General features: G+C 46.7%; 26 protein-coding genes. All 26 read left to right on the top strand.

Annotated elements, in window-relative coordinates:
* Nucleotides 1-2: 2 nt before the first annotated feature.
* The 26 genes from fliF to QHH26_08140 all read left to right on the top strand — a co-directional run bounded on the left by fliF (nt 3) and on the right by QHH26_08140 (nt 22391).
* The gene (fliF, locus tag QHH26_08015) at nt 3-1550 is read left to right on the top strand and encodes a flagellar basal-body MS-ring/collar protein FliF (GenBank protein MDH7481900.1); all 1548 of its coding nucleotides are present in this window, start codon (nt 3-5) and stop codon (nt 1548-1550) included.
* 12 nt (nt 1551-1562) lie between these two features.
* Nucleotides 1563-2621, top strand: coding sequence for a flagellar motor switch protein FliG (fliG, locus tag QHH26_08020; GenBank protein ID MDH7481901.1), 1059 nt, complete (start codon nt 1563-1565; stop codon nt 2619-2621).
* Nucleotides 2599-3282 carry a FliH/SctL family protein gene (locus tag QHH26_08025; protein ID MDH7481902.1) on the top strand — a complete coding sequence of 228 codons (684 nt, stop codon included), beginning with the start codon at nt 2599-2601 and terminating at the stop codon, nt 3280-3282. The genes fliG and QHH26_08025 overlap by 23 nt, the downstream gene beginning before the upstream one ends.
* Complete coding sequence (gene fliI, locus QHH26_08030) at nt 3275-4615, top strand: flagellar protein export ATPase FliI (GenBank protein MDH7481903.1); 1341 nt, start codon at nt 3275-3277, stop codon at nt 4613-4615. The genes QHH26_08025 and fliI overlap by 8 nt, the downstream gene beginning before the upstream one ends.
* A gap of 62 nt (nt 4616-4677) precedes the next feature.
* Nucleotides 4678-5154 (top strand): flagellar export protein FliJ, encoded by a 477-nt coding sequence (fliJ, locus tag QHH26_08035; GenBank protein ID MDH7481904.1) that lies wholly within the window; start codon nt 4678-4680, stop codon nt 5152-5154.
* The gene (locus QHH26_08040; protein MDH7481905.1) at nt 5144-5671 is read left to right on the top strand and encodes a lytic transglycosylase domain-containing protein; all 528 of its coding nucleotides are present in this window, start codon (nt 5144-5146) and stop codon (nt 5669-5671) included. The genes fliJ and QHH26_08040 overlap by 11 nt, the downstream gene beginning before the upstream one ends.
* A gap of 127 nt (nt 5672-5798) precedes the next feature.
* Complete coding sequence (locus tag QHH26_08045; protein MDH7481906.1) at nt 5799-7493, top strand: flagellar hook-length control protein FliK; 1695 nt, start codon at nt 5799-5801, stop codon at nt 7491-7493.
* A gap of 12 nt (nt 7494-7505) precedes the next feature.
* A complete protein-coding gene (locus tag QHH26_08050; protein MDH7481907.1) occupies nt 7506-7910 on the top strand; it encodes a flagellar hook capping FlgD N-terminal domain-containing protein in 405 nt (134 codons plus the stop codon).
* Nucleotides 7911-8223: 313 nt separating this feature from the next.
* A complete protein-coding gene (locus QHH26_08055) occupies nt 8224-8685 on the top strand; it encodes a chemotaxis protein CheX (protein MDH7481908.1) in 462 nt (153 codons plus the stop codon).
* On the top strand, nt 8678-9058 hold the full coding sequence (locus tag QHH26_08060; protein ID MDH7481909.1) for a TIGR02530 family flagellar biosynthesis protein: 381 nt from the start codon (nt 8678-8680) through the stop codon (nt 9056-9058). Before QHH26_08055 ends, QHH26_08060 begins: the two co-directional genes overlap by 8 nt.
* Before the next feature lie 148 nt (nt 9059-9206).
* Nucleotides 9207-10457, top strand: a complete 1251-nt coding sequence (locus QHH26_08065; protein ID MDH7481910.1) for a flagellar hook protein FlgE — start codon at nt 9207-9209, stop codon at nt 10455-10457.
* Between the two features lie 96 nt (nt 10458-10553).
* Nucleotides 10554-10784 (top strand): flagellar FlbD family protein, encoded by a 231-nt coding sequence (locus QHH26_08070; GenBank protein MDH7481911.1) that lies wholly within the window; start codon nt 10554-10556, stop codon nt 10782-10784.
* A gap of 18 nt (nt 10785-10802) precedes the next feature.
* Nucleotides 10803-11588: a flagellar motor protein gene (locus QHH26_08075; GenBank protein ID MDH7481912.1), complete on the top strand. Its 786-nt coding sequence runs from the start codon at nt 10803-10805 to the stop codon at nt 11586-11588.
* 1 nt (nt 11589) lies between these two features.
* Nucleotides 11590-12453, top strand: a complete 864-nt coding sequence (locus tag QHH26_08080) for a flagellar motor protein MotB (GenBank protein MDH7481913.1) — start codon at nt 11590-11592, stop codon at nt 12451-12453.
* Complete coding sequence (locus QHH26_08085) at nt 12419-12808, top strand: flagellar basal body-associated FliL family protein (protein MDH7481914.1); 390 nt, start codon at nt 12419-12421, stop codon at nt 12806-12808. The genes QHH26_08080 and QHH26_08085 overlap by 35 nt, the downstream gene beginning before the upstream one ends.
* A 44-nt stretch (nt 12809-12852) precedes the next feature.
* A complete protein-coding gene (locus QHH26_08090; GenBank protein ID MDH7481915.1) occupies nt 12853-13836 on the top strand; it encodes a FliM/FliN family flagellar motor switch protein in 984 nt (327 codons plus the stop codon).
* A 27-nt stretch (nt 13837-13863) separates the two neighbouring features.
* On the top strand, nt 13864-14331 hold the full coding sequence (gene fliN / locus QHH26_08095; GenBank protein ID MDH7481916.1) for a flagellar motor switch protein FliN: 468 nt from the start codon (nt 13864-13866) through the stop codon (nt 14329-14331).
* A gap of 10 nt (nt 14332-14341) precedes the next feature.
* Nucleotides 14342-15268: a flagellar biosynthetic protein FliO gene (locus QHH26_08100; GenBank protein MDH7481917.1), complete on the top strand. Its 927-nt coding sequence runs from the start codon at nt 14342-14344 to the stop codon at nt 15266-15268.
* A complete protein-coding gene (fliP, locus tag QHH26_08105) occupies nt 15255-16001 on the top strand; it encodes a flagellar type III secretion system pore protein FliP (protein ID MDH7481918.1) in 747 nt (248 codons plus the stop codon). The genes QHH26_08100 and fliP overlap by 14 nt, the downstream gene beginning before the upstream one ends.
* Nucleotides 16002-16011: 10 nt before the next feature.
* Nucleotides 16012-16281: a flagellar biosynthesis protein FliQ gene (gene fliQ / locus QHH26_08110; protein MDH7481919.1), complete on the top strand. Its 270-nt coding sequence runs from the start codon at nt 16012-16014 to the stop codon at nt 16279-16281.
* Nucleotides 16282-17064, top strand: coding sequence for a flagellar biosynthetic protein FliR (gene fliR, locus QHH26_08115; protein MDH7481920.1), 783 nt, complete (start codon nt 16282-16284; stop codon nt 17062-17064). It abuts the gene before it with no gap.
* Nucleotides 17065-17086: 22 nt separating this feature from the next.
* Nucleotides 17087-18163, top strand: a complete 1077-nt coding sequence (gene flhB, locus QHH26_08120; GenBank protein ID MDH7481921.1) for a flagellar biosynthesis protein FlhB — start codon at nt 17087-17089, stop codon at nt 18161-18163.
* Between the two features lie 67 nt (nt 18164-18230).
* Complete coding sequence (flhA, locus tag QHH26_08125; protein MDH7481922.1) at nt 18231-20321, top strand: flagellar biosynthesis protein FlhA; 2091 nt, start codon at nt 18231-18233, stop codon at nt 20319-20321.
* Between the two features lie 8 nt (nt 20322-20329).
* On the top strand, nt 20330-21358 hold the full coding sequence (locus QHH26_08130; GenBank protein ID MDH7481923.1) for a flagellar brake protein: 1029 nt from the start codon (nt 20330-20332) through the stop codon (nt 21356-21358).
* Nucleotides 21359-21370: 12 nt separating this feature from the next.
* Entirely contained in the window at nt 21371-21592 is a 222-nt protein-coding gene (locus QHH26_08135) for a hypothetical protein (GenBank protein ID MDH7481924.1), read from the top strand.
* A gap of 25 nt (nt 21593-21617) precedes the next feature.
* A complete protein-coding gene (locus QHH26_08140) occupies nt 21618-22391 on the top strand; it encodes a FliA/WhiG family RNA polymerase sigma factor (protein ID MDH7481925.1) in 774 nt (257 codons plus the stop codon).
* Nucleotides 22392-22395 lie beyond the last annotated feature (4 nt).

A 22395-nucleotide genomic window follows, 5' to 3' on the forward strand; every position in this document is an offset into this window, starting at 1 on the left:
TAATGGAGCAATTGGCTAAATTTGGTCCGTTTCAAGCTGTTGGAAAGTTTTGGAATGCCCTAACAGGCACTCAGCGTTTCATAAGTGTTATTTTTATCTCCACAAGTATAGTTTTGCTTATTGTTGTATCGGTTTTAGCTACAAGGCCAAGAATGGAGGTACTTTTTGCAGGGTTGGAATCCACCGATGCCGGCGCAATTGTTTCTAAGCTTCAGGAAAAAGGAATTCCTTATGAAATTAGTGGCGGCGGCTCTGTTATCAAAGTACCTGAGCGAAGCGTTCATGAGATGCGTTTGGCTATGGCGACTCAAGGCTTGCCTCAAGGTGGAAATGTTGGATTTGAAATCTTTGACAAGACAACCTTTGGGATGACGGAGTTTTCACAGCGCTTGAATTACCAGCGTGCATTGCAGGGCGAACTGAGTCGAACAATTAGCCAGCTCGATATGGTTGATCAGGCAAGAGTTCATATTTCTATCCCGGAGCCAAGCGTCTTTAAGAAAGACAATAAGGAGGCGTCGGCGTCTGTGGTAGTCAAGCTGCGCCCTGGCGGGAGGTTGGAATCTGAGCAGGTAGCTGGCATAGTGCATCTTGTTGCGTCTGCAGTTTCTGGGTTAGACGCAGACCACGTGACCGTTATTGATACCCATGGCAATGTGCTCTCAGAAGCTGGTGAGTCTGAAACCGGAATTGACCCTCGACTTAGTGCTTCTCAATCTCAGCTCAAGAGGAACTACGAACGCCAAGTTGAGAAGGACCTTCAGGCCATGCTTGACCGTGTTGTTGGGCCCAACAAAGCAGTTGTAAAGGTAAATGCAAGGATGAACTTTGATCGCCGTGAAACAAGCAGTGAAACTTATATTCCGGTGGGAAATGGCAGAGGCATACTTTTGAGCGAAGAGCACGAAGAAGAAACGTATGGCGGCAATTCCGGGACTGTGGGCGGTGTTGTCGGAATAACGGGCAACGTTCGGCCCTCCGTTTCGAGGACCGTTGGGCAAAATGCAGGCTATTCCCGCATTCAAACAAGCAACAAATATCAGGTTTCCAAGACAACTGAGCATGTGATTAGGGCGGCTGGATCGGTGGACCAACTTTCGGTTGCTGTAGTGCTTGATCAAAAAGTTGATGCATCGAGGATACCAGCTATTCAAAGCGCTGTTGAGGCGGCGGTTGGCGCAGATCCTAAGAGAGGTGATAGAGTAATCGTACAGAGCATACCCTTTGATGATTCCGCAACAAAACTAGAGAAAGAAATGAATGCGGCAGCCGCAAAGCAAAACTATCTGTCAATTGGGAAAAGCATTCTTGGGGTACTCCTTCTCTTTGGATTCCTTTTCTTTTTAAAGCGGACTGTTAGTCAAATCAAGGTTAGCATTCCCGAACCACCGATGCCATCAACTGCGTCGCCTCAGACAGCTCAGGTCATGACCGGCAAAGAATATATGACACCTCAGTCGGTTCCAAACGAGGTGGTAATACAAAGTATTGGGCAAAAGAGTCCCGAAGAAGTAGCCCAAGTTATTAAATCGTGGATTTCAAAATCGTAAGGTTGGTGTGCTGTGACTACCCAAGATTCATTAAATGGTCTTCAAAAAGCATCTATTCTATTAATGTCGCTGGGTGCCTCTGCATCCGCGGAGATACTAAAGCACTTAAGTGAGCAAGAAATCGAGATGCTCACAAGAGCGATTGTTCAAACTGAGCGTGTCGACCAAGAGGTCCGTGACATGGTGCTAGAAGAATTCCAGCGCGAACTTGCAGTTGCAGAGACCTCTTTGACCGGCGGCAAAGATTTTGCGGTACAAGTGCTCGAGCAGGCATTGGGCCAAGAAAAAGCAAGCAAACTTATTACACATTCGAGTAAGTCAACTTCTGGGAATACCCTACAGTCAGTTTGGGACATAGAGCCGGAAAAATTGGCAAAAACAATCGGCAATGAACACCCTCAAATTGTTTCTTTGCTACTCCTGAACCTCCCGCCAAATACTGCGGCAGGGGTACTCTCAAAGCTTGATCCAGAATATCAAGCGGAGGTAGCTACTCGCATATGTACGATGGGCGAAGTAGATCCTGGGGTCATAGCAGAAATTGAGGCTGCATTGAGGCCCAAAGAGTCAGGCGTAGCTGTTGAAGAGGTAGAGTTGTTGTCTGGCCCAGCTGCCCTTGTTGATATTCTAAATAACGTTGACCGCGTAACTGAGCGAGCCGTTCTCGAGGCAATGAACGCCAGGGATGAAGCTACGTGGCAGCAAGTTCGCAAGATGATGTTCCTATTTGAGGATATTGTTAAGCTCAGCGACAGGTCTGTACAGCTGGTGCTGAGGGAAATTGACCAGGATGACTTGCGCCTTGCTGTAAAGGGTTGTCAAGATGAAATAAAAGAAGTCATATTTCGCAACATGTCTGAACGTGCAGTAGAGAGTTTGAAGGAAGACCTTGAATTAATGGAAAAGGTCAAGCAAAAGGATATAGACGAAGCCCAACAGCGGATTGCCTCGGTGGTCAGGCGGATGCTGGCTAGCGGCGAAATTACGCTTGATGAAGATGAAGAGTCAGAAATGCCTGCAGAGGAATCGGTTACTGAGGGAGACAAAGTTGAACAGCCTAATCAAAGCTAAAGTAGTTGCTCAAAGTGAGCCGGTATACATTGTTGCTTGTGATACTGAAATAAAGAAGAGACGGAAAAGAAGTACTTCCTCGCCTCAGGACCAGGCTCGTGCGGTTGTGGAGAGTGCCAAAGAAGAAGCAGCACAAATTTTGGAGAATGCCAATCGCGAGGCAGAGGCAATCCGCGCTGCGGCTTACAATGAAGGCTACCAGGCTGGCCTTAGGGAGTTAAATGCTGAAAAGGAGGCTTTAGCTGAGCGGGCGGCTTTGGTAGAGAAGGAGGCAGAAAAGCAGCTTGCTGAATTTTGGGCTGAAATTGAGCCCGAATTGCTGAAGCTTGCAGTGGAAATTGCAGAGAAAATTATACGTCATGAGCTTGCAGAGAACAATAAATACGTGCTTTCAACGGTCAAGACTGCACTTTACCAGCTTCGGGACCGCAGAGAAATCAAGATAAGAGTTAACCCCAATGATTATGAGCTAGTTCGCAGTCATAAAGATGAGCTCGTTTGCTCGTTCGATGGGGTGCATGAGTTGGAAATTATCGAAGACCGTCGAGTTGATCAGGGCGGGTGCGTTATAGAGTCGGCTAACGGAGAACTAGATGCACGGATTGCCACACAGCTTGCCGAGGTAGAGCGAGCACTTATGGAGGCAGCACATAATGGCTAGCACCATTAGACGCCCCGACCTTCGCCGATACAGTCGGGTTGTTAGCAAGCTTAATACTATGAAACTAAACGGCAAGGTTAGCCAGGTTGTTGGCGTTGTTATCGAATCTCGTGGCCCTGCTGCCCGACTAGGTGAGGTGTGCGAGATCTATGCCAGCAGGAACGCACCTCCAGTTCTTGCTGAGGTCGTAGGTTTCAAGGAGGATTCTGTTCTCTTGATGCCTCTCGGTGACATGGATGGGATTGCTCTCGGAAGCGACGTCATTGCAAGGGGAACCTCCCTAAAGGTTAAGGTCGGCGAAGACCTGCTTGGAAGAGTACTTGACGGACTTGGAAGGCCAATTGACGGTGGCGGGCCGATTACAGTAGAGAACGAGCTTCTTGTTAATAGAATGCCGCCGCCTGCTCTTGAACGCCGGCGGATTCAAGAACGCTTGGCATTTGGAATAAGAGCGATTGATGGTCCTTTGGTTTGCGGCAGAGGCCAAAGGATAGGAATATTCGCAGGCAGTGGAGTGGGGAAAAGTACGCTTCTCGGTATGATTGCACGAAACACAGAAGCTGATGTGAACGTGATTGCTTTGGTAGGCGAGCGTGGCCGCGAGGTGCGGGATTTCCTTGAAAAGGATCTTGGGCCGGAAGGTCTTGCTAGGTCGGTTGTTGTCGTTGCAACGTCAGACCAAAATGCAGTTGTCCGCTTGAAGGGTGCTTTGGTAGCTACGACAATCGCGGAGTATTTTCGCGACAAAGGAAAAGAAGTCATGCTTATGATGGATTCGATTACAAGAGTTGCTTGGGCACAGCGTGAGATAGGTTTAGCAGTTGGTGAGCCACCAACAACAAGGGGATACACGCCGTCGGTTTTCGCTTTGCTACCGAAGCTATTGGAACGTTCTGGGACCGCAGCCGTAGGTTCAATCACAGGTTTGTATACAGTTCTTGTGGAAGGCGACGATATGAACGAGCCAGTTGCGGATTCTGTAAGGAGCATACTTGACGGTCACATTGTGCTTTCGAGGGACCTGGCAAATCGAAACCACTATCCTGCAATTGATGTGCTTGCAAGTGTTAGTAGGCTGATGCCGGACATAGCCTCAAAGGAGCATTTGGAGGCAGCCGGTAAGTTAAGAGATTTACTAGCAACCTATCGGTCGGCTGAGGACCTAATCAACATAGGCGCGTATGTTGATGGTAGCAACCCAAAGATTGACGAGGCTAAACGCAAGATAGATGATGTGAATAATTTTCTTATACAGGGCACATATGAGGATGCTCCGTTTGATGAGACAGTATCTGCATTAGTAAACCTTATAAGGAGTGAGGAAAAGGCATAAGCAAGGAGTTATCCGTAAGCCGAAAAATGATAACGCTTTCTTCAAACGCTAGGTGATAAGTTATGAAAAGCTTTCGGTTTAATCTCCAGAAGGTTCTTAACTACCGTGAGAATGTGGAAGAAATCCTTTTAGCTGAATTGGCAGCAATTAGGGCGGCATATGACCGTGAGCTTGGACGGCTGAGCGAAATCACTGCTGCGAGGGATATGTTTCATGATGCAATGAAGAGAGAGCTTGCATATGGGGATCCTGAGTACATCCGGAGGGCTTATCACTACCTTCAGGACTTGTCAAAGCAAGTTGATGCTCAGCAGATTACGGTACACAGACTTGCCATTGAGAAGGAAGCGAAAACAGCGGAGGTTATTAAGGCATCTCAGGATCGAAAAATATTGGAGAAGTTGCGTGAGTATAAAGCGGCCGAGCATAAACAAGAGTCGCTCAGGGAGGAACAGAAGTTCCTGGATGAAGTTGCTGGAAATAAATACATGCGAAGACGAGCAGCGAAAAGATCCATGGGGTGGAAAAATGAATCTTGAAAACGTTGAAGCTGTGAAAGCCCGAATAGCAGAAATTCGCAAACGATTTGTGGACCCAGTGGAAAGATTTTCTCAATCGTCGCATTGTGCGTTTGAATGTTTCCTCAAGCGTGCCAAGATTTCCAATGTGCCAGTTTGCCCAGAGGATTTAGAGCCGCTAATTAATCAAGCTGCTGAAAAATATGGCATTGATTCCTCAATAATCAAGGCAATTATCAGTGTGGAATCGGGGTTTTCTCAGTCAGCGGTATCGAGGGTTGGGGCAGTAGGTTTGATGCAGCTTATGCCTGGTACTGCTCGTGCTCTCGGTGTTGACCCAAGCGATCCAGCGCAGAATATAGACGGCGGGACCAGGTATCTTAGGCAGCAGCTTGATCGTTTTGGAACATTGGAAAAAGCATTGGCGGCATATAACGCTGGTCCTGGCGCAGTTTTAAGGTATGGTGGAATTCCACCATACACGGAAACTCGAAACTACGTTGAGGCTGTGTTGGGAAGGATTGATTTTTATCGCTAGTTAGTTTTTGGCAGGGGTTGTTCTGGCTTAATGACCACTGCCCAAAAAAATAAACGAAGGGAGGTAAAGCATCATAAAGGAAATAGCGAGTACACTTAACGAAGTGGCTTTGCCAAGTGGAGCCCCGATGCCTCGGGGACAGCCAGATAGTATCGGGAAAGATGACGTTCAGTCTGCACCGCCATTTGAGTTAATTGTGGCACACTTGATGGGCGGCTCAGACGCTGTGGTTGAGACGGATGAGGAAAGGGCTGGACAGCAGGTGCCCGACGTTGGCAATGGTGAAAGTGAGAGCGCCGGCCAACTATCCAAAACGATGGATGCAAGCCTTCAAATCGAGTTCCTGCTGGGGTCCTTCAGAGAAGCGGTTGGCGAAGCAGTTCCATTAGGAAGCGAAGAAGATAAAACGTTGGTTTTTGATGCAAAGCAGGATTGGATGCTACCAAAAATGTTGGGTGGTGCATCTAGCCTGACATCAGAAAAGCCAGTGTCTGTTTTGCTTTCAAAGACTGCCTCGCTATCTACTCCAACGCAACTGGCGCCAGATGCCGCACGGCTTCCTAGCGGTACTGAAATCGCGATGGATAGAGCGGCTGGCGAGTTGGCGGCTATTCAGCCCACGTCTTGGTCTAGCATTGCGGATGTCCGTAGGTTAAGTAACCTACCAGACGGCATTCAGGTTAGAGATGGAAAGGTGACCCCACAGCTATCGTCTTCCAAATCGGATTCACGGGATGCCCTGCTAGAAATGCTGGGGCCTAAACTAACTTTGACCTACAGTGCGACTCGTTCGTTGCAACTCGATGGTTCTGCGATGCTGGAGAGTGTCCCGATTTTTCTTCAAACGGGACAGGCTAGGGAACTGGTTGCGTTTATGAATACGCACTCAGATACCATAGAAAGGACAAACCTGGCCAGTCAATCTAACAATGCATCCCAAGCAAGGACTGTCTTTGCCGAAGCTGGTACCATGCCACTTGTCAAACCTTTGGTTGTGCATGAGTCGGCATTAGCGGCTGCTTTCTCCAATGTACAAAGCACCGCTGAGTCTGCCACTCCAGGTAGCAGTACAGCAAGAAGCAAGGAAGATAAGGTAGTGGGACATGCGCCCAAAGGTATGCTAGTTGATGCCCAAATCCTAGATGAACAGGCTTTGATTAGCCCTAGTAAGCAGGAAAACCGCATCGTAGCGGAATCAATGATGATGGATGCGTTCCAGGATTCAAAAGATGAGTCCGCAATCTTTAGCAAGGAAGTGACCGACAAGCAAAAGGATGGTGTAGTAGGTCAGGCGGCGAGAGAAGTGCCAACCGGAGTTAATATCCAAGGCGACCAGCTTGTGAGACCTTTTGAAAGGTTGGATGGCCATGTGCCGCCAGAGCCATTGCTGAGAGCGCATATCATTCACCAGATTGTCCGTGCTGCAAGGATGCATGTCTCCGATTCTACAGCTGACATTACGTTGCGGTTGGATCCGCCTAACCTAGGAGTTGTGCATCTGAACGTAGTAGCAGAAAGGGGCATGGTAACTGCTAATATAAGAGTTGGCACAGAAGCAGTCAGACAGGCGCTTGAGGCGGACCTCTCGATGCTAAGAGAGTCTTTAACCAACGCGGGCATCCATGTGGATGCAATATCAGTCACAATTGGCGATGATATGACTCCTGGTTGGGATTGGCAGCTTGGTGAGCATGGAAATGCTCGAAATTATAGTGCTCAAACCAGCGGAAATCATGCGGCAATTTCTAGGGAATCCGATATTGAGACTATTCAAGATGGAATGCGCGCAGTTTCCGTTGGTAGATTCGACTATCTAGCGTAGGAGGAATTGCGAATGATAACCCCTTTAACTGAAATTAACGGGGCGAGTAACTCAAATATGAAAGCGGCTGTGGAAAAGCCGCTCGACCGCGATGCCTTCTTGAAGCTGCTTATCACTCAATTGAGATATCAGGATCCGCTTAGACCTATGGAAGACAAAGAGTTCATTGCGCAATTAGCTCAGTTTTCAAGCCTAGAGCAAATGCAAAATATGAACAAAAGCTTGGAAGTTTTTCTTCAAAATCAAACGGCTTTCCAAGCTATCGGGCTCATAGGTCATATTGTAGAAGGAATCGATCCTGAAAGTGGAGAGAAGGTAAACGGCGCCGTGAAGAGCATTCGTTTTGATGGTAGCACAATACTTCTCAAAGTCAATGACCGCGAACTGCCTCTCGGCGCAATAAGCCTAGTACAATAGGGTTATAATATGCTGGACTGACACCCGAGTACGCTCATGTACTCGGGTGTCCTTTTTCTCCCCATCCCATGTGAATTATTCCCAACCTTTGTTGCCGCTCAAGTGTAGAACTTCGGATGCTGATTTCCAATGGTAGTAAGATGTTCATCCCACCGCTTAAGAAGACATCCTTCATATATGGGTGAAGTAAGCGTAAAGTGCAACTCTTCTTTTTGCCCGTTCGAGAAGAAGCGGATGCTGGCACGAAAATTGCTGTTAATGTGGCGGCGACGCGTCGTAATACCTGTCGGCAGAAGACCCGGGAGGAGATTGTTTGAAAGTCGAGTATGTTAACCCATTTGTAGAGGCAGCATGTTCCGTGTTGGAGCATGTTTCGGGCACATTAGTCAAGCCTGGTGATTTGTGCCTGCTTGGAAACCCTTTTGGTGCTGCTAGCATCAACATAGCCACAAGAGTTGAAGGAACCCTTTGCGGCATTGTGGTTCATAGCATGGCGGGTTTGACGGCTCGGCAGCTTGTAAGCCGCATAACCGGAAAGCAGTGCCAGGGCGTTGGCAGGGTGATGGGCGCAGGCTTAACCCAGCTTGGAATGATGTTTGTTGAGGTAGCTAGCAGGACGCTAGCGAAATACGGCTATCGCTGTGGACTCAGCAGCCCTACCATTTTCCATGGGCTGAATGTGGAGTTCATGTCTGAATCGCCTGCTTTGAGTATACCGCTAGAGACGGGAGCTGGCGAGGTGAATGTGAGTGTGGCGGTGAGAGGTAATGAGTAAAATCACTCCAGGAATACAAATAGAACGCTCAAATATAGAGAGACCTGTGCCGATTCGACATGGTAAAGCAAATCATGGTGGTTTTGCTTCGGCATTGGCTAAAGAAAGTGAGCGTCTGGAAGGGTTGAAGATTTCCTCGCATGCCCAAAAAAGGCTCAACTCCTCAAACGTTGCTTTGTCGGAGTCGGATATTCGGCGCATTGATGGGGCTGTTCAGCGCGCCAGTGAAAAGGGCGCAAATCAGTCGCTAATAATGCTTGATAATCTGGCTCTTATTGTGAGTGTCAAAAATCGCGTCGTCATTACAGCAATTGATGAGGCTCGCAACAAAGAGGGAATCTTCACGAACATAGACAGCGTGGTAATCGCTTAAGGAGGTGAGGTTAGAACCAGAAAAACTTACGTTCACAAAATATATTTGGGGTCGGACCTCTACTGAGGAGACCCCGTGCCGCTTGATAGGCGAGCGGCACACAAAGTCAAGCTCATTTATCGAGTTTCTTCAGGAGGTCAATTAGAGCATGATTCAAGCAATGTACAATGGTGTCTCGGGCTTACGAGCTCACAAGACACAAATGGACGTAATTAGCAACAACGTTGCTAATATCAATACGGTTGGCTTTAAAGCCAGCAGGGTGAACTTTAGAGAAATGCTTAGCCAAACTTTAAGAGGGGCAACCGCACCAAAATCTGGCGGATTGGGTGGAACAGACCCCGTCCAGATAGGGTTGGGAACGAGTATAGGCAGTATTGATACTCTCTATTCCCAGGGTTCTCTCATTGCTACTGGGAAAGCTACCGATGTGGCAATTGAGGGTAGCGGTTTCTTCGTTCTTACCGACGGCCAAAGCAAATACTATACCAGAGATGGGTCTTTCCAGCTTGACTCTGAAGGCTATCTCGTATCATCTGGTTCGGGCATGAAGGTTCTAGGCTGGGCGGCTGATCCAAATACAGGGGAAATAAACACAACCTCCCCGGTAACGTTTGAATCAGCGATACGCCTTCCTGTAGGTCAGCTAGTGATTTCACGACAGACAACCTCCATAACTTACGGAGGAAACTTAGACGCAGGTTCTGAGGCTGGACAAAGCTTTACCATAAGCGTTGAGATATACGACTCGCTGGGTGCGCCTCATACGCTTACGGTACTTTTCACAAAAACTGCAAATGACGGTGAATGGACATGGGAGGCTGGAAGTCCTGATGCTGAGCCGGGTTCGTCTGTCGGAAGCGGAACGATAGTCTTTGATTCATCCGGTAACTGCACAACAGCAACAGGTGAGATCTCGCTAGCATTGGCATTTCCAAATGGAGCGAGCAGCCCAATTTCAGCTACGCTTGATTTTAGGGGCATTACTCAATTGGCAGGAGAGACTACCATTTGCCCGACGTCGCAAAACGGCTTGCCACTTGGTGGTTTGGATAGTTTTACAATTGGCAAGGACGGCGTCATATCAGGGTTTTTCACAAATGGTATGTGTAGTCCTCTCGGACAGATTGCCCTTGCCCAGTTTAGTAACCCATCGGGTCTAAGCCGCGTTGGCGGAAACCTGTTGGTTGAGACCAGCAATTCTGGACTACCACAGATTGGCCAAGCATCGGTTGGTAGCCTAGGGAATATCACTGCCGGTTTCCTGGAGTCATCTAATGTGGATTTGCCAACTGAGTTTGCCAATATGATAGTTGCGCAAAGAGGTTTCCAAGCAAACTCAAGAATAATTACAACCGCAGATGAAATACTTCAGGAACTGGTGCAGCTTAAGCGATAGCACTGTGGTATTTGCCTTTCGCCGGGCATAATCGGTAAGGGGTGGAATTCAAAATTCCACCCCAGCGATTAGCCTTGAGAAAGTAAGGTGTTGTAAATGATTGCTGTGAAGCTAATAAACGGCACGGAAATAATATTGAACTCTGATCTTATAGAGTTCATAGAAGCAACGCCGGATACGGTAATCTCGCTTTCGAACGGAAAAAAACTTATCGTTAAAGAATCCGTGTCTGAAGTTGTTGAAAAAATTATAAATTTTCGAAAGCAGATTGGCATTACCATTAAGGGATTAAAGGTTGCCAAATCTTCGTGCGTTGATGAGGACTAAATAGAGGGCAGATGAATAATGGATATTGCTACCGTAGTTGGTTTAATTCTCGCATGGGGAGCAATACTAACCGCATTGATAATGGAGGGTGGTAAGGTTACAGACCTTATCAACCCTTCTGCGTTTGTTTTAGTTGCCTTGGGTACAGCGGGTGCAACTACAATCTCGTTTTCGATGAAGCATATTCTAAGTTTGCCAGGTGTTATTCGCAACGCATTTTTCAGCAAAGAGACTGACATGCGGGAGATTATCAATACCATGGTTGAATTTGCCCGTTTGGCGCGCCGTGAAGGCATACTTGTTCTCGAGCAAGAAGCCATGAACCTTGATAACAAGTTTTTGCAAATGGGCATTCAGCTTGTAGTTGATGGCACGCCATCGGAGATGGTTCGGGAAATTCTAGAGACCGAAATAGCTTCACTTGAGGAGCGGCACAAGGTTGGTGAGAGCATTTTCTCCACTATGGGTGGATTTTCACCTACCCTTGGCATTATTGGTACGGTCATGGGTCTTATTCACATGCTCGCCAGTTTAGACGAGCCAGGAAGAATGGGACCCGCAATCGCTGCTGCATTCATTGCAACTTTATATGGTGTTTCATTTGCAAATTTAATCTTTCTTCCTATTGGTTCGAAGCTTAAGGTGCGGACGGCCGAAGAGGTTACTACTTATGAGATGATGATTGAAGGCATTTTGTCAATTCAAGCGGGCGATAATCCGAGAATGGTAGAAGCAAAAATGATGGCTTACCTCCCACCTAAGCTCAGGCAGAACGTGACCACACATGCAGCAAGTCAGGAGTAAGATGGAGCGTCGTCGTAAATCATCTGGAGGAGAAAGTGGCGGGGGCGGCCATGACGGAGGCGGCACTCTCCGTTGGTTGCTTACCTATGCAGATATGATTACGTTGTTAATGGCTTTCTTTATTATGCTCTATTCGATGTCAATTTTGAATTTGAATAAGTTTCGCCAGGTAGCTATCTCAATTAGAAGTGGTTTCGGTGGGTTTGTGGAAGGACAAGGCAAGTCTATTCTTGGGACAAGCGGACAATTTAGCGTGAAGCCAAGCCCAATAATAGGAGAAAGTGTGGGCGTGCCTTGGAAAGTAGTAAAGAAAATCCAACGGTTTGTGCAAGAAGAAGACTTAGGCAAGTCAGTTAGATTGCGCGCAGATGAGAGAGGGCTCATTGTTAGCTTAGCTACCGATGAGATTATGTTTGCCAAGGGAAGTGCAGAGTTGTCACCCAAGGCAAAGGAAATAATTGGGGTTGTCGCTGATGTCCTTAAAGACATACCAAACTCAATTCGTGTCGAAGGGCATGCCTGTAACTTGCCTGTCTCATCAGCAAAATATCCATCAAATTGGGAGCTTTCTACGGCACGTGCTACGACTGTTGTTCGATACCTAATCGAAGTGCTTGGTTTTCCGGCAGACAGGCTTTCGGCGGCTGGTTATGCTGATACTAAGCCTATTGCGCCCAATAATTGTGAGGCAAACCGCGCGCTAAATAGGCGTGTGGATATAGTAGTGCTAAATTCCGAATGGGAACAGCCAAGGGAGGAGTCCAATGAGCATCGTAAACGAGAAATCGGGAAGGTTGCAGATAGCAATAATAATCGCGGTGGTGCTGGCATTGGTTCTAGGAGCAGGGGCGTTCACGTTCACTAAAATAATTAAAAAACCAAGTGGTAAGGCAGCTCAAGCGAAACCAGTAGAGCTTTCCGAATGGAAATTGCCTGAATTTATAGTGAATCTAGCAGACACCGACGAGCCACGCTACCTTAAAGTCGACTTGGTGCTTGAGGTTGAAGGAAAGTGCAACAAAGGCGAGGAGGGTGGCAATGCTGAGGAGGCAAAGGCTAGGGATGCCATCATATCCGTGTTGTCTCGAAAACATTTTTCAGAGTTACTGACAGAATCAGGCAAGAAAAGCCTCAAATCAGAACTCAAGAATGCCCTCAATTCCAGATTAAAAGATATTGAAGTAGTAAACATTTACTTTACTTCTTTTGCGATGCAATAGCTAACGATTTGGTTAGTTGGCCTGCCATTTAGCAGGAAAGAATTATGAAGAAACGGTTTGTGAAAAAAGAGACGGATATCTGCTCAGGGGCTATGAGCAAGTCAAGCGAAGGTGCTGTTGGAACGCCGGAGGTGCGACCATATGACTTTGTGCACCCTGATAAGCTTTCAAAGTCAAACCTTCGAGCTCTTAGGCTCGTGTTCTCAGGTTTAGAGCGCCCATGGACAGCAACTATTTCGACAAAGCTTAGAACAGAGACCCAAGCAAGCCTATTGTTCTTTGAGCAGATGCCGTTCAGTAAATATGCAGAGTCTGTACCAGAAAACACTGTTTTCTTCACTATTGTAATGCCGCCGCTCCGCGGATATGCGATTGTCGACATCTCTCCAGAGTTTGCATTGAGGTTGATCGACCGACTAGCGGGCGGCAAGGGTGAAATGCTACAGCAAGTCAGGGGACTAACTGAAATTGAACGGCGAATTACTGGACGTTTTCTTAGCAGTCTAATGCCAGGTTTTATTGATGCTTGGAAGCCTGTAACTAGCGTGGAAGCCGTCATTTCAGAATCTTTCTCGTCGGTGGAAGATATTGAAATTGAACCACAGGAATTAGTGTTGGTTGTGGGTATGGCGTTGAATTCCGCTTTGGGTGAACATCAAATTAAAATTGTCTTGCCAGTTAGCTCTCTTGACCCTGTGCTTAAGTTATTAGACCCACAGAGGTGGTTAAAGAGCGAAACGTCGGATAAGTCAACTCCTGCGCAAACCCTAGCTATTTTGCTTAATGATATTCCCATATCCGCATCTGTTCAATTGGGTCGGGCACAAGTCAGTGTTCAGGATGTATTAAATATGGAAGTAGGAGATGTAGTAAGGCTTGATAGCAAGGTAAATGATCCGCTCTTAGTTCGAATCGGGGATGAGGTAAGGTTCCTTGCGAGGCCTGGTCTTGTCGGCAAGCGTATATCAGTTCAGGTTATTGATAAGATTGAGCAAGGCACGGAGAAATGTGCTATTTCAGAATCATAATCACAACAAACAAAAGAGGTAAAGAATATGAGCCAGCAAGAAGAAAGAGCCCAAAAAAGCGAAGAAGTTGAACAGCCAGCTATGGAAGAGGTAATTCATGCTAATAAATCAATTGAATCACCGAAGGTTGAGTTATCCGTAGTAGAAGGAAATGCTGAGGAGGAAACCTCTTCGGGTAGTTCGGTAAGGTCGGTACGTTTTGGCCAAATTTCGCCGACTGCGAGTGTAGGCGATCAGAGTTCAATAGACCTTATACTTGATGTCAGTTTAGATTTAAGCGTGGAGCTTGGGCGAACTAGCATCCCTGTGCGTGATGTTCTTCAGCTTGGCCCAGGTTCGGTAATCGAACTTGACAAGTTAGCGGGAGAGCCGGTCGATATCATGGTAAACGGCAAGCTGATTGCAAGGGGCGAGGTTGTTGTCGTTGATGAAAACTTTGGTGTTCGAGTAACGGAAATTGCAAGTTGCTCGGAGCGATTGCTCAAGGCTGCGTAGAGGTGTTGAGATGAAAACTCTGCTTGTTGTGAAGTGCCTGTTATATGTACTGATGATTGTGTGTTTTTGTGGATGTGTGCTTTCTGCAGGTGCGGCAGAAAGCCAAGGAATAAATGATAGTGGGGCGGCATTGACAACAGCAATTGATACCCAGGCAGATAGCGCGACCACAGATAACTTGGATTCATTGGATAAATCGTCTCAGGAAACGCCGGAAATCATCCCAATAATTCCAGAAGATAAGAAAACTACACCAGCAGTTTCTGTCAGCGAGGTAACCGAACCTAGAAAAGCAAAAGAAGAAAGCAGGCGAAGCAAGTCTGTCCGGCGCGCGCAAACGTACCCAGCAAGAGTGGCAGTGCAAATCAATGACTCGCAAACTTCGAAAAAGCCAGAGCCTTCACCGTATGTTATTGAAAAGAAGCGCCCAGATAAGATAGCACTCCTTTCAAATTACCAAAGAACTAGTCGAGAGCCTGCCAAGAAGGAAACTTCTACCATTGCTGTTGTTTTCTCCATGGTACTCAAGCTCTCTCTAGTTTTAGGGCTTGCATATTTTACGATTTTGCTATTGAAATGGGTTTCATCGCGAAGAGACTTGTTGCCTAATAACCATGATTTAAAGATGGTTGCATCAGCTAAACTTTCAGCAAACAGTACCCTTCACATTGTTAATGTAAGAGGGAAAAGCCTTTTAATCGGGTGCGGTGGAGGCCAAGTGAGTCTTCTATGTGATCTGGGGGACGTATCTGAAGAAGGAATGTCTCAACCCAGCGGTCTTTTTGTGGAGTATCTTGAGAAATACTCGAAGGAAGAAGCGCAAAACGGTCCTGCTGGGCGAATTGCTGGCCTCCTGCGGGACTGCACTTCATATCTGCGCGAGCGTAGTCATATCTTTGCCAAAGCATCAGGTAGAGGTGTGAATGATGAAGGCTAAAATTTTGACGGCAGGGTATGCGCTGTTTGGCTTTTTCGGTATCGCAGCGGCAGAGCCCGTAATTCCAAAGCTAAATATTGGCATCGAAGCGGCAAACAGTCCCCAGGATGTTTCTGTGAGCCTGCAAATCCTTCTAATCCTTACGGTTCTGTCGCTTGCGCCGGCAATGTTAATCATGCTGACGTCGTTTACAAGAATTGTAATCGTTCTCTCGTTTACTAGGAGTGCGCTTGGTACTGCCCAGGTGCCGCCAAACTCAGTACTGATTGGATTAGCGCTTTTCCTTACCTTTTTTACTATGGCTCCAATATTTATCAATATAAACGACGTGGCACTTCAGCCGTACCTGCATAGGGAAATAAGCTTCGATGAGGCACTTGACCGCGCGTCCTCGCCAATAAGGGATTTCATGTTCGCTCAGGTAAGAGAGAAAGATATCGCACTTTTTGTAAATCTTGCGCGTATTGAGCAGCCGAATAGTGAATCTGATGTGCCAATGTATGTGCTTATTCCTGCATTCTTAATTAGCGAACTATATAAGGCTTTCAGCATTGGATTTATGATCTTCATCCCATTCTTGGTCATAGACATGGTTATTGCAGTAACCCTGATGTCTATGGGCATGATGATGCTTCCGCCCGTGGTAATCTCACTTCCTTTTAAAATTTTGCTTTTTGTGCTTGTAGATGGTTGGCACTTAATCGCTCAATCGCTCACAATGAGCTTTCATTGAGGTGTAGACTATGACTGATTCAAACGTTCTGAGTATTGCACAGCATGCATTAACTTTGGCGGTTGCCATATCTGCGCCAATCTTAGGTGCTGGATTGGTAGTGGGCTTGGTAGTAAGCATTTTCCAGGCAGCCACACAAATTCATGAAATGACAATAACGTTTATACCAAAAATTCTGGCAGTTGCTGCTGCCTTGACTGCTTGTGGACCGTGGATGGTGCGGCAGGTTGTGGATTTCACTACTGTTTTGTTTCAAAGCATACCAACAATGGTGAGATAGATGGACCTAGCATCGTTTAGCATTGAGAGGCTTGAAGCGTTTATATTGATTCTGTCGCGCACGGCGGGGATATTTGCCATAACGCCGCTGTTTGGCTCAAATCAGGTGCCTTTACAGATACGTATCGCAATGGCGGTGGGACTTGCAATTGTGTTTGTGCCTCTCTACCGGCTTAACGGAGTGCTAGCATCCGATGCCCTTCAAATGGCGTTGCTTATTGGGAAAGAGACATTAGTTGGATTAGTAATCGGATTCGTAGCTACGTTGGTTCTAACGACTGTTCAAATAGCAGGTGAATTTGTAGATATGCAGTCAGGATTTAGCTTTGCAAGCATGGTTGACCCTGTTAATGGAACGCATACTGCCGTGGTAGCAAGACTTCATTATTTGATTGCAGGCCTTTTGTTTTTTGTGACTAACGCCCACCATGTGATGATTCAAGGCCTTGCAGACAGCTTTAGTCTGGTTCCAATTGGCCAATTAGTCATAAATTCGGCTGTAGCTAACGGAGTTATGGATTTGTTTGTCCATTTATTTATGGTTGCGATTCGTATTGCCATGCCAGTCCTTAGCGCTGTTTTTCTTGCTGATATATCATTGGCGCTAATTGCTCGGGCTGTTCCCCAGATGAATGTGCTCATAGTGGGTTTCCCCTTGAAGATTGGGGTTGGCCTTGTTGGCATTCTTGTTGCTTTGCCGGTCATAATGGCTTCTGCTCAGGGATTATTTGGTGATATATACAGTCAGACGGGGAGTATTCTCCGCCTGTTTGTTGGTCAATAGGCACAGCTAGGAGAATTTAGGAATGGCTTCACAAGACAGGACCGAACCTGCAACCCCGCGAAGGCGGGAGGAAGCAAGGCAGGAGGGCAAAGTTGCCAAAAGCATGGACGTCAATTCTGTTGTTGTCCTGCTTGCTGGGATTCTCCTCCTCAAAGTTGCCGGGCCATATATGCTAAGAGGATTGATGGCAATTGCCACGGATGCATTTTCTCATTTGCATTCTAGCGAAGTAACGATGGGCAATGTTGGAACATACTTAGCGTCATATGGAGTTCGCGGAGCGCTTATCTGTCTTCCTTTGGCGATTGGGTTAGGTGCAGTAGGCATAGCGTCTAATGTTATGCAAGTCGGCTTAAAAGTTACACCAAAGGTGCTAAATCCCGATTTGAATAGGCTCAATCTGGTGCAGGGGATTGCAAGGTTGTTTTCATGGCGCTGCGGTGTAGAAATCATAAAGCTAGTGGCTAAAGTAAGCATTGTTGCTTGGGTGGTTTATGCTTTTTTAAAAAACCAATATCCCTTGCTTGTAAATTTGGCGGCTATGCCTCCTGTCAGCGGTTTTCTTCTTGTAGGGAGCCTCTGCTGGCAGCTTGTTTTACGAGCATGGATTGTTATGGTGGCTATAGCAATTTTCGATTTTATCTATCAGCGCTTTCAATTCGAACAAAGCATGAAGATGACCAAACAAGAGGTTAAGGATGAGTACCGGCGTTCGGAAGGAGACCCTTACATAAAAGCAAGGATTAGACAGCGCCAAAGGGAGATAGCTCGTGGAAGAATGTTCCTTGATGTTGCGAGGGCAGATGTAGTGATTACCAACCCAGTTCACCTGGCAGTGGCACTAAGATACGACTCGGATGAGATGGCTGCGCCAACCGTTGTTGCCAAAGGCCAGCGGCTCATTGCTGAGAAGATCAAGGCTATCGCCGAAGCACATTGCGTTCCAATAATTGAAAACCCGCCGGTCGCAAGGTTGCTATATAAGACTGTCGAAGTTGGTCAGCAGATACCTGAAAGCTTGTATCAAGCAGTTGCTGAGATTCTAGCTTATGTATATAGAATGAGCGAGAGAACTGGTAACAGGCACGCGGCTGCCTAATATATTTGCGTTTTCCAAAACAATAGCGCAATTTAGAATGATAAGATGAGGGCAAAAAGGACTAATTATGGCAACAGTTATAGCACCTCGGAAGCCATTAGGGCTTCAAACAATAACCAAATATAGCGATTATCTCGTTGCTTTTACTGCTGTCATCGTCGTGGGGATGTTGATAATGCCAATTCCTGCGTGGTTGCTCGACGTCCTCCTAACACTAAATATTGCAATGGCGATGACCGTTTTGCTGGCAACAATCTATACCCCACAGCCGCTTGAGTTTGCTTCTTTTCCGTCTATGCTTTTGGTTACTACGCTTTTCCGACTTGCCCTTAACATTTCAGCAACAAGACTAGTACTCCTTAGCGGTTCTGCTGGAGCACTCATTTCGGCATTTGGTACGGTTGTTGTCGGCGGTAACTACGTTGTCGGTGTCGTAATTTTTATTATTCTTGTAATTATCCAATTCATAGTCATAACCAACGGCACAGGTCGAGTTGCTGAGGTTGCCGCAAGGTTTACGCTAGATGCAATGCCAGGGAAGCAAATGGCTATTGATGCGGACCTCAATGCAGGCATTATTGATGAAGAGGAAGCTCAAGCCCGCCGAAAAGCGGTAGCACGAGAGGCTGACTTTTATGGTGCCATGGATGGTGCAAGCAAGTTTGTTCGCGGCGATGCTCTTGCCGCGGTTGTCATGATTATAATCAACATCCTTGGCGGAATCATGATTGGCGTACTTCAACGGCATATGAACTTTATAACCGCTCTCCAAAACTATACGCTGTTGACAATTGGTGTGGGTCTTGTTACGCAAATACCTTCTTTGCTAGTGTCGACTGCGACGGGCTTAATGGTTACAAAGGTATCATCAGAAAGCAATTTGGGTAGCGAATTAACTTCGCAAATGCTTGGCCAGCCAAAAGCAGTTTGGATTACATCGGGAATATGCGCAATACTCGCATTAATTCCCGGACTTCCAAAAATGCCATTTATTCTTGCTGGTCTATTTGGAATTGGGCTGGCATTCTTAATCAAGGGGCAAGCGCAACCTCGTACTGAGGAGCAGAAGGAAATCAAAACTCCCAAGCCTCCTGAATCCATGACCGATTTGCTTGCGGTTGATCCTATTGAGGTTGAGCTAGGATATGGTCTAATACCGCTAGCTGATCCAAAGCAAGGTGGCGACCTCCTAGATAGAATTACTGCAGTACGAAGGCAGGCAGCGCTCGAACTTGGTCTTCTTGTTCCTGCAATTAGAGTTAGAGATAATATGCAGCTTAAACCGAACGCTTACTCAGTTAAGCTTCGCGGTATCGAGATTGGCACAGGCGAAGTATATTCGGGCCAGTTGTTAGCTATGAACCCAGGGACGGCGACTGCTGAGCTCCAAGGTATAGAAACTGTTGAACCTGCCTTCGGACTTCCGGCGATTTGGATCTCTGAACTCCAACAGACAGAAGCTGAGATGGCCGGCTATACGGTTGTTGATCCACTAACCGTTATGATTACACACCTAAGTGAACTTATTAAGAAACATGCAGCAGAAATTTTAACGCGACAAGACACGCAGACGCTAATAGATACTGTTAAGGAGAAGTCACCTGCAGTAGTTGAAGAACTTGTTCCAAATCTTCTTGGCATCGGTGACATCCAGAAGGTCCTCCAAAACTTGCTATCAGAGCGGGTTTCAATCCGAGATCTGGGTGTCATTTTAGAAGCGCTAGCCGATGGCGCACGGCTTACAAAAGATACCGACTTGTTGACTGAGTATGTGCGCCAGGCTCTATGCAGGCAAATTAGCAAACAATATCAGTCACCAGAAGGCTATATTCATGTAATTACCCTTGACCCGGCTGTCGAACAGATACTTGCAGAAGGTATTCGGCAGACGGATACGGGTTACCAATTGGTTCTGGAGCCCCGAATTGCTCAGCGAATTCTTGAGGAGACTCGGAACCAAGCAGAGCGAATGGCAGCATTAGGATATCAACCTGTCATACTCTGCTCGCCTAGGGTGAGGATTCACTTTAGGCGGCTTATTGAACGAATGGCTCCAACGCTAGCTGTTTTGTCGTTCAATGAGCTAAGTCCAGGTACCAAGCTTGAAACACAGGGAATGGTGAGCCTGGCAAATGAAAGTTCTTATGCAGTAAAGTGAGGTAGCAAGTGTTTTGGCGCAAGAAAACTGAAGACAGAGTGAACATCTTTTCCCTCGTGAGGGTCAACGACAGAATTCAATTGAAAGTCTATGGCCGCGCATATCTAAGTCGTGTTGAAGATATTCGAGGGCAGGAATTGTTTGTTGGCGCCCCTGTAGAGCAGAACCGAGTAAGGATGCTGTCGATAGGACGTGAGGTCACGGTTAGCTTGTTTGCAGCTCATGGACTGCAGCAATTCTCTGCCGTCGTTGTTCGCATGGAAACAGACCGAATCCCGCTTGTTGTCTTGTCGAATTTCAAGGCGATAGGCACAGTTCAACGCAGAGAGTATGTTAGGGTGCCGCAGAAACTTCCTATACGTTATAGGCTACTCTCAGGTCCTAAGAGTGGCGGGCCTTGGTTCAACGGAATAACAAACGACTTGAGCGGCGGCGGGGTCCAATTGACTGTAAGGCATTGTGGACTAGAGGTTGGAGATCTCTTGGAGATAGAGCTCTTTTTGCCCGGGGAGGAACCTATCAGTGCAGTTGGACAGGTTGTCCGTGCAGCACAGGGCTATTTTTCAATACTCAGCGATCAGACAATTGGCATTAAGTTTACAGAAATAAATTCGGCGGAGCGCGACCGAATTGTCCGTTATGTCTTCAAAAAGCAAGCAGAGATGCTTGATTCGCGCCGGAGTTTCGTTCGTATAAGGCAACGCGTGGAAGTTTCCTACAGACGCTCAAACAAACATTCATTTGAGAGAGGATACACTCTGGATATGAGCACGGGTGGCTTGCGGTTGGTGGCTTTGTCAGGTGAGAGTTTCAACACAGGTGATATCCTCGACATTTGGATTGTTCTTTCCAACTCGACAATTATCGGAGCAACCGGTGAAGTTGTCTGGGTAGGGAATGGAAAAGAAACTTCAGCTCAGGAACAGCAAATAGGTATAAAATTTACCAAGATTGATTCAGAATCAAGGACCTTGCTTGCTGATTTTCTTTCTGGCGCACGGACGGAAGATAACCAGCTGGATGATAAGGCAGCATAGGACTGAAGAACTATGGATGGATTTTATCAGTTAGTGTGCCTGCTGATATCGCTTGCAGGTTTCATGATAGTCATAGGGGTGTTGCTGATACGAGGTGAGCCCATTCTTGTCACCGCAGTTAAGGGTGTGCTGGCTTTTGTAGCGCTCAAAATTATTCTAGGTGTATTAAGCAAGCTTTTTAACGCAGTAGCCTGTTCTGAAAACACCAACGAAATAAACAGGGATAATACCTAGATAGACTTTGCGGAGGTTTGCGAACTTGCCAAAGACAGACCTTCTGTGGAAACGATACAAACAGGGTAGGGATTTAGATGCGCGAGAGCAATTGATTTTAAACTATGCGTATCTGGCAAAGTATGTTGTTGACCGTTTGACCATTCGGCCCAGTGCGGTTATGGATTACGACGACTTGCTTGGGCATGCCGTCGTAGGGCTTATCGATGCTGTAGAGAAATTCGACCCCTCTAGAGATGTCAAATTCGAAACCTATGCCGTAACCCGAATTAGAGGGGCCGTACTTGATGCGATTAAAAGTCTTGATTGGATGCCTAGAACCATTCGTTCACTAGAGCAAGAGCTTAGACAAACGTTCGCACGCTTAGAAGCGGAACTTGGCCGTCCAGCAACTGATCAAGAGGTAGCTTCATCACTTGGAATAACTGTTGATGCTTTGAATGAACGGCTTGCGGATATAGCTCAGTCGGCGCTTCTCTCGTTTGAAGAGCTCTTATCTTTTAGAGAAGAAAATTTTGGCGAGAATGGTATCTATTCCTTAAACGATCCCTCGGACGATCCCATTTTGGCTGCCGAGTTGAATGAACGAAGCCAGCTGCTTGCTAAGGCAATTACCGACCTTCCCGAGAAAGAAAAGCTTGTGATTAGCTTATACTATAATGATGGGTTGACGCTAAAAGAGATTGCAAAAGTCCTAGGCGTTACTGAATCAAGAGTCTGCCAATTGCATTCCAAAGCGGTTGTAAGGCTACAAGGGAAATTGGCAAGACATGCTGATTTGCTTGTTGCCGCGGCATAACGTG

The sequence above is a fragment of the Armatimonadota bacterium genome, from assembly GCA_029907255.1.
In the GTDB taxonomy this organism is placed as follows: Bacteria; Armatimonadota; UBA5829; order DTJY01; family DTJY01; genus JAIMAU01.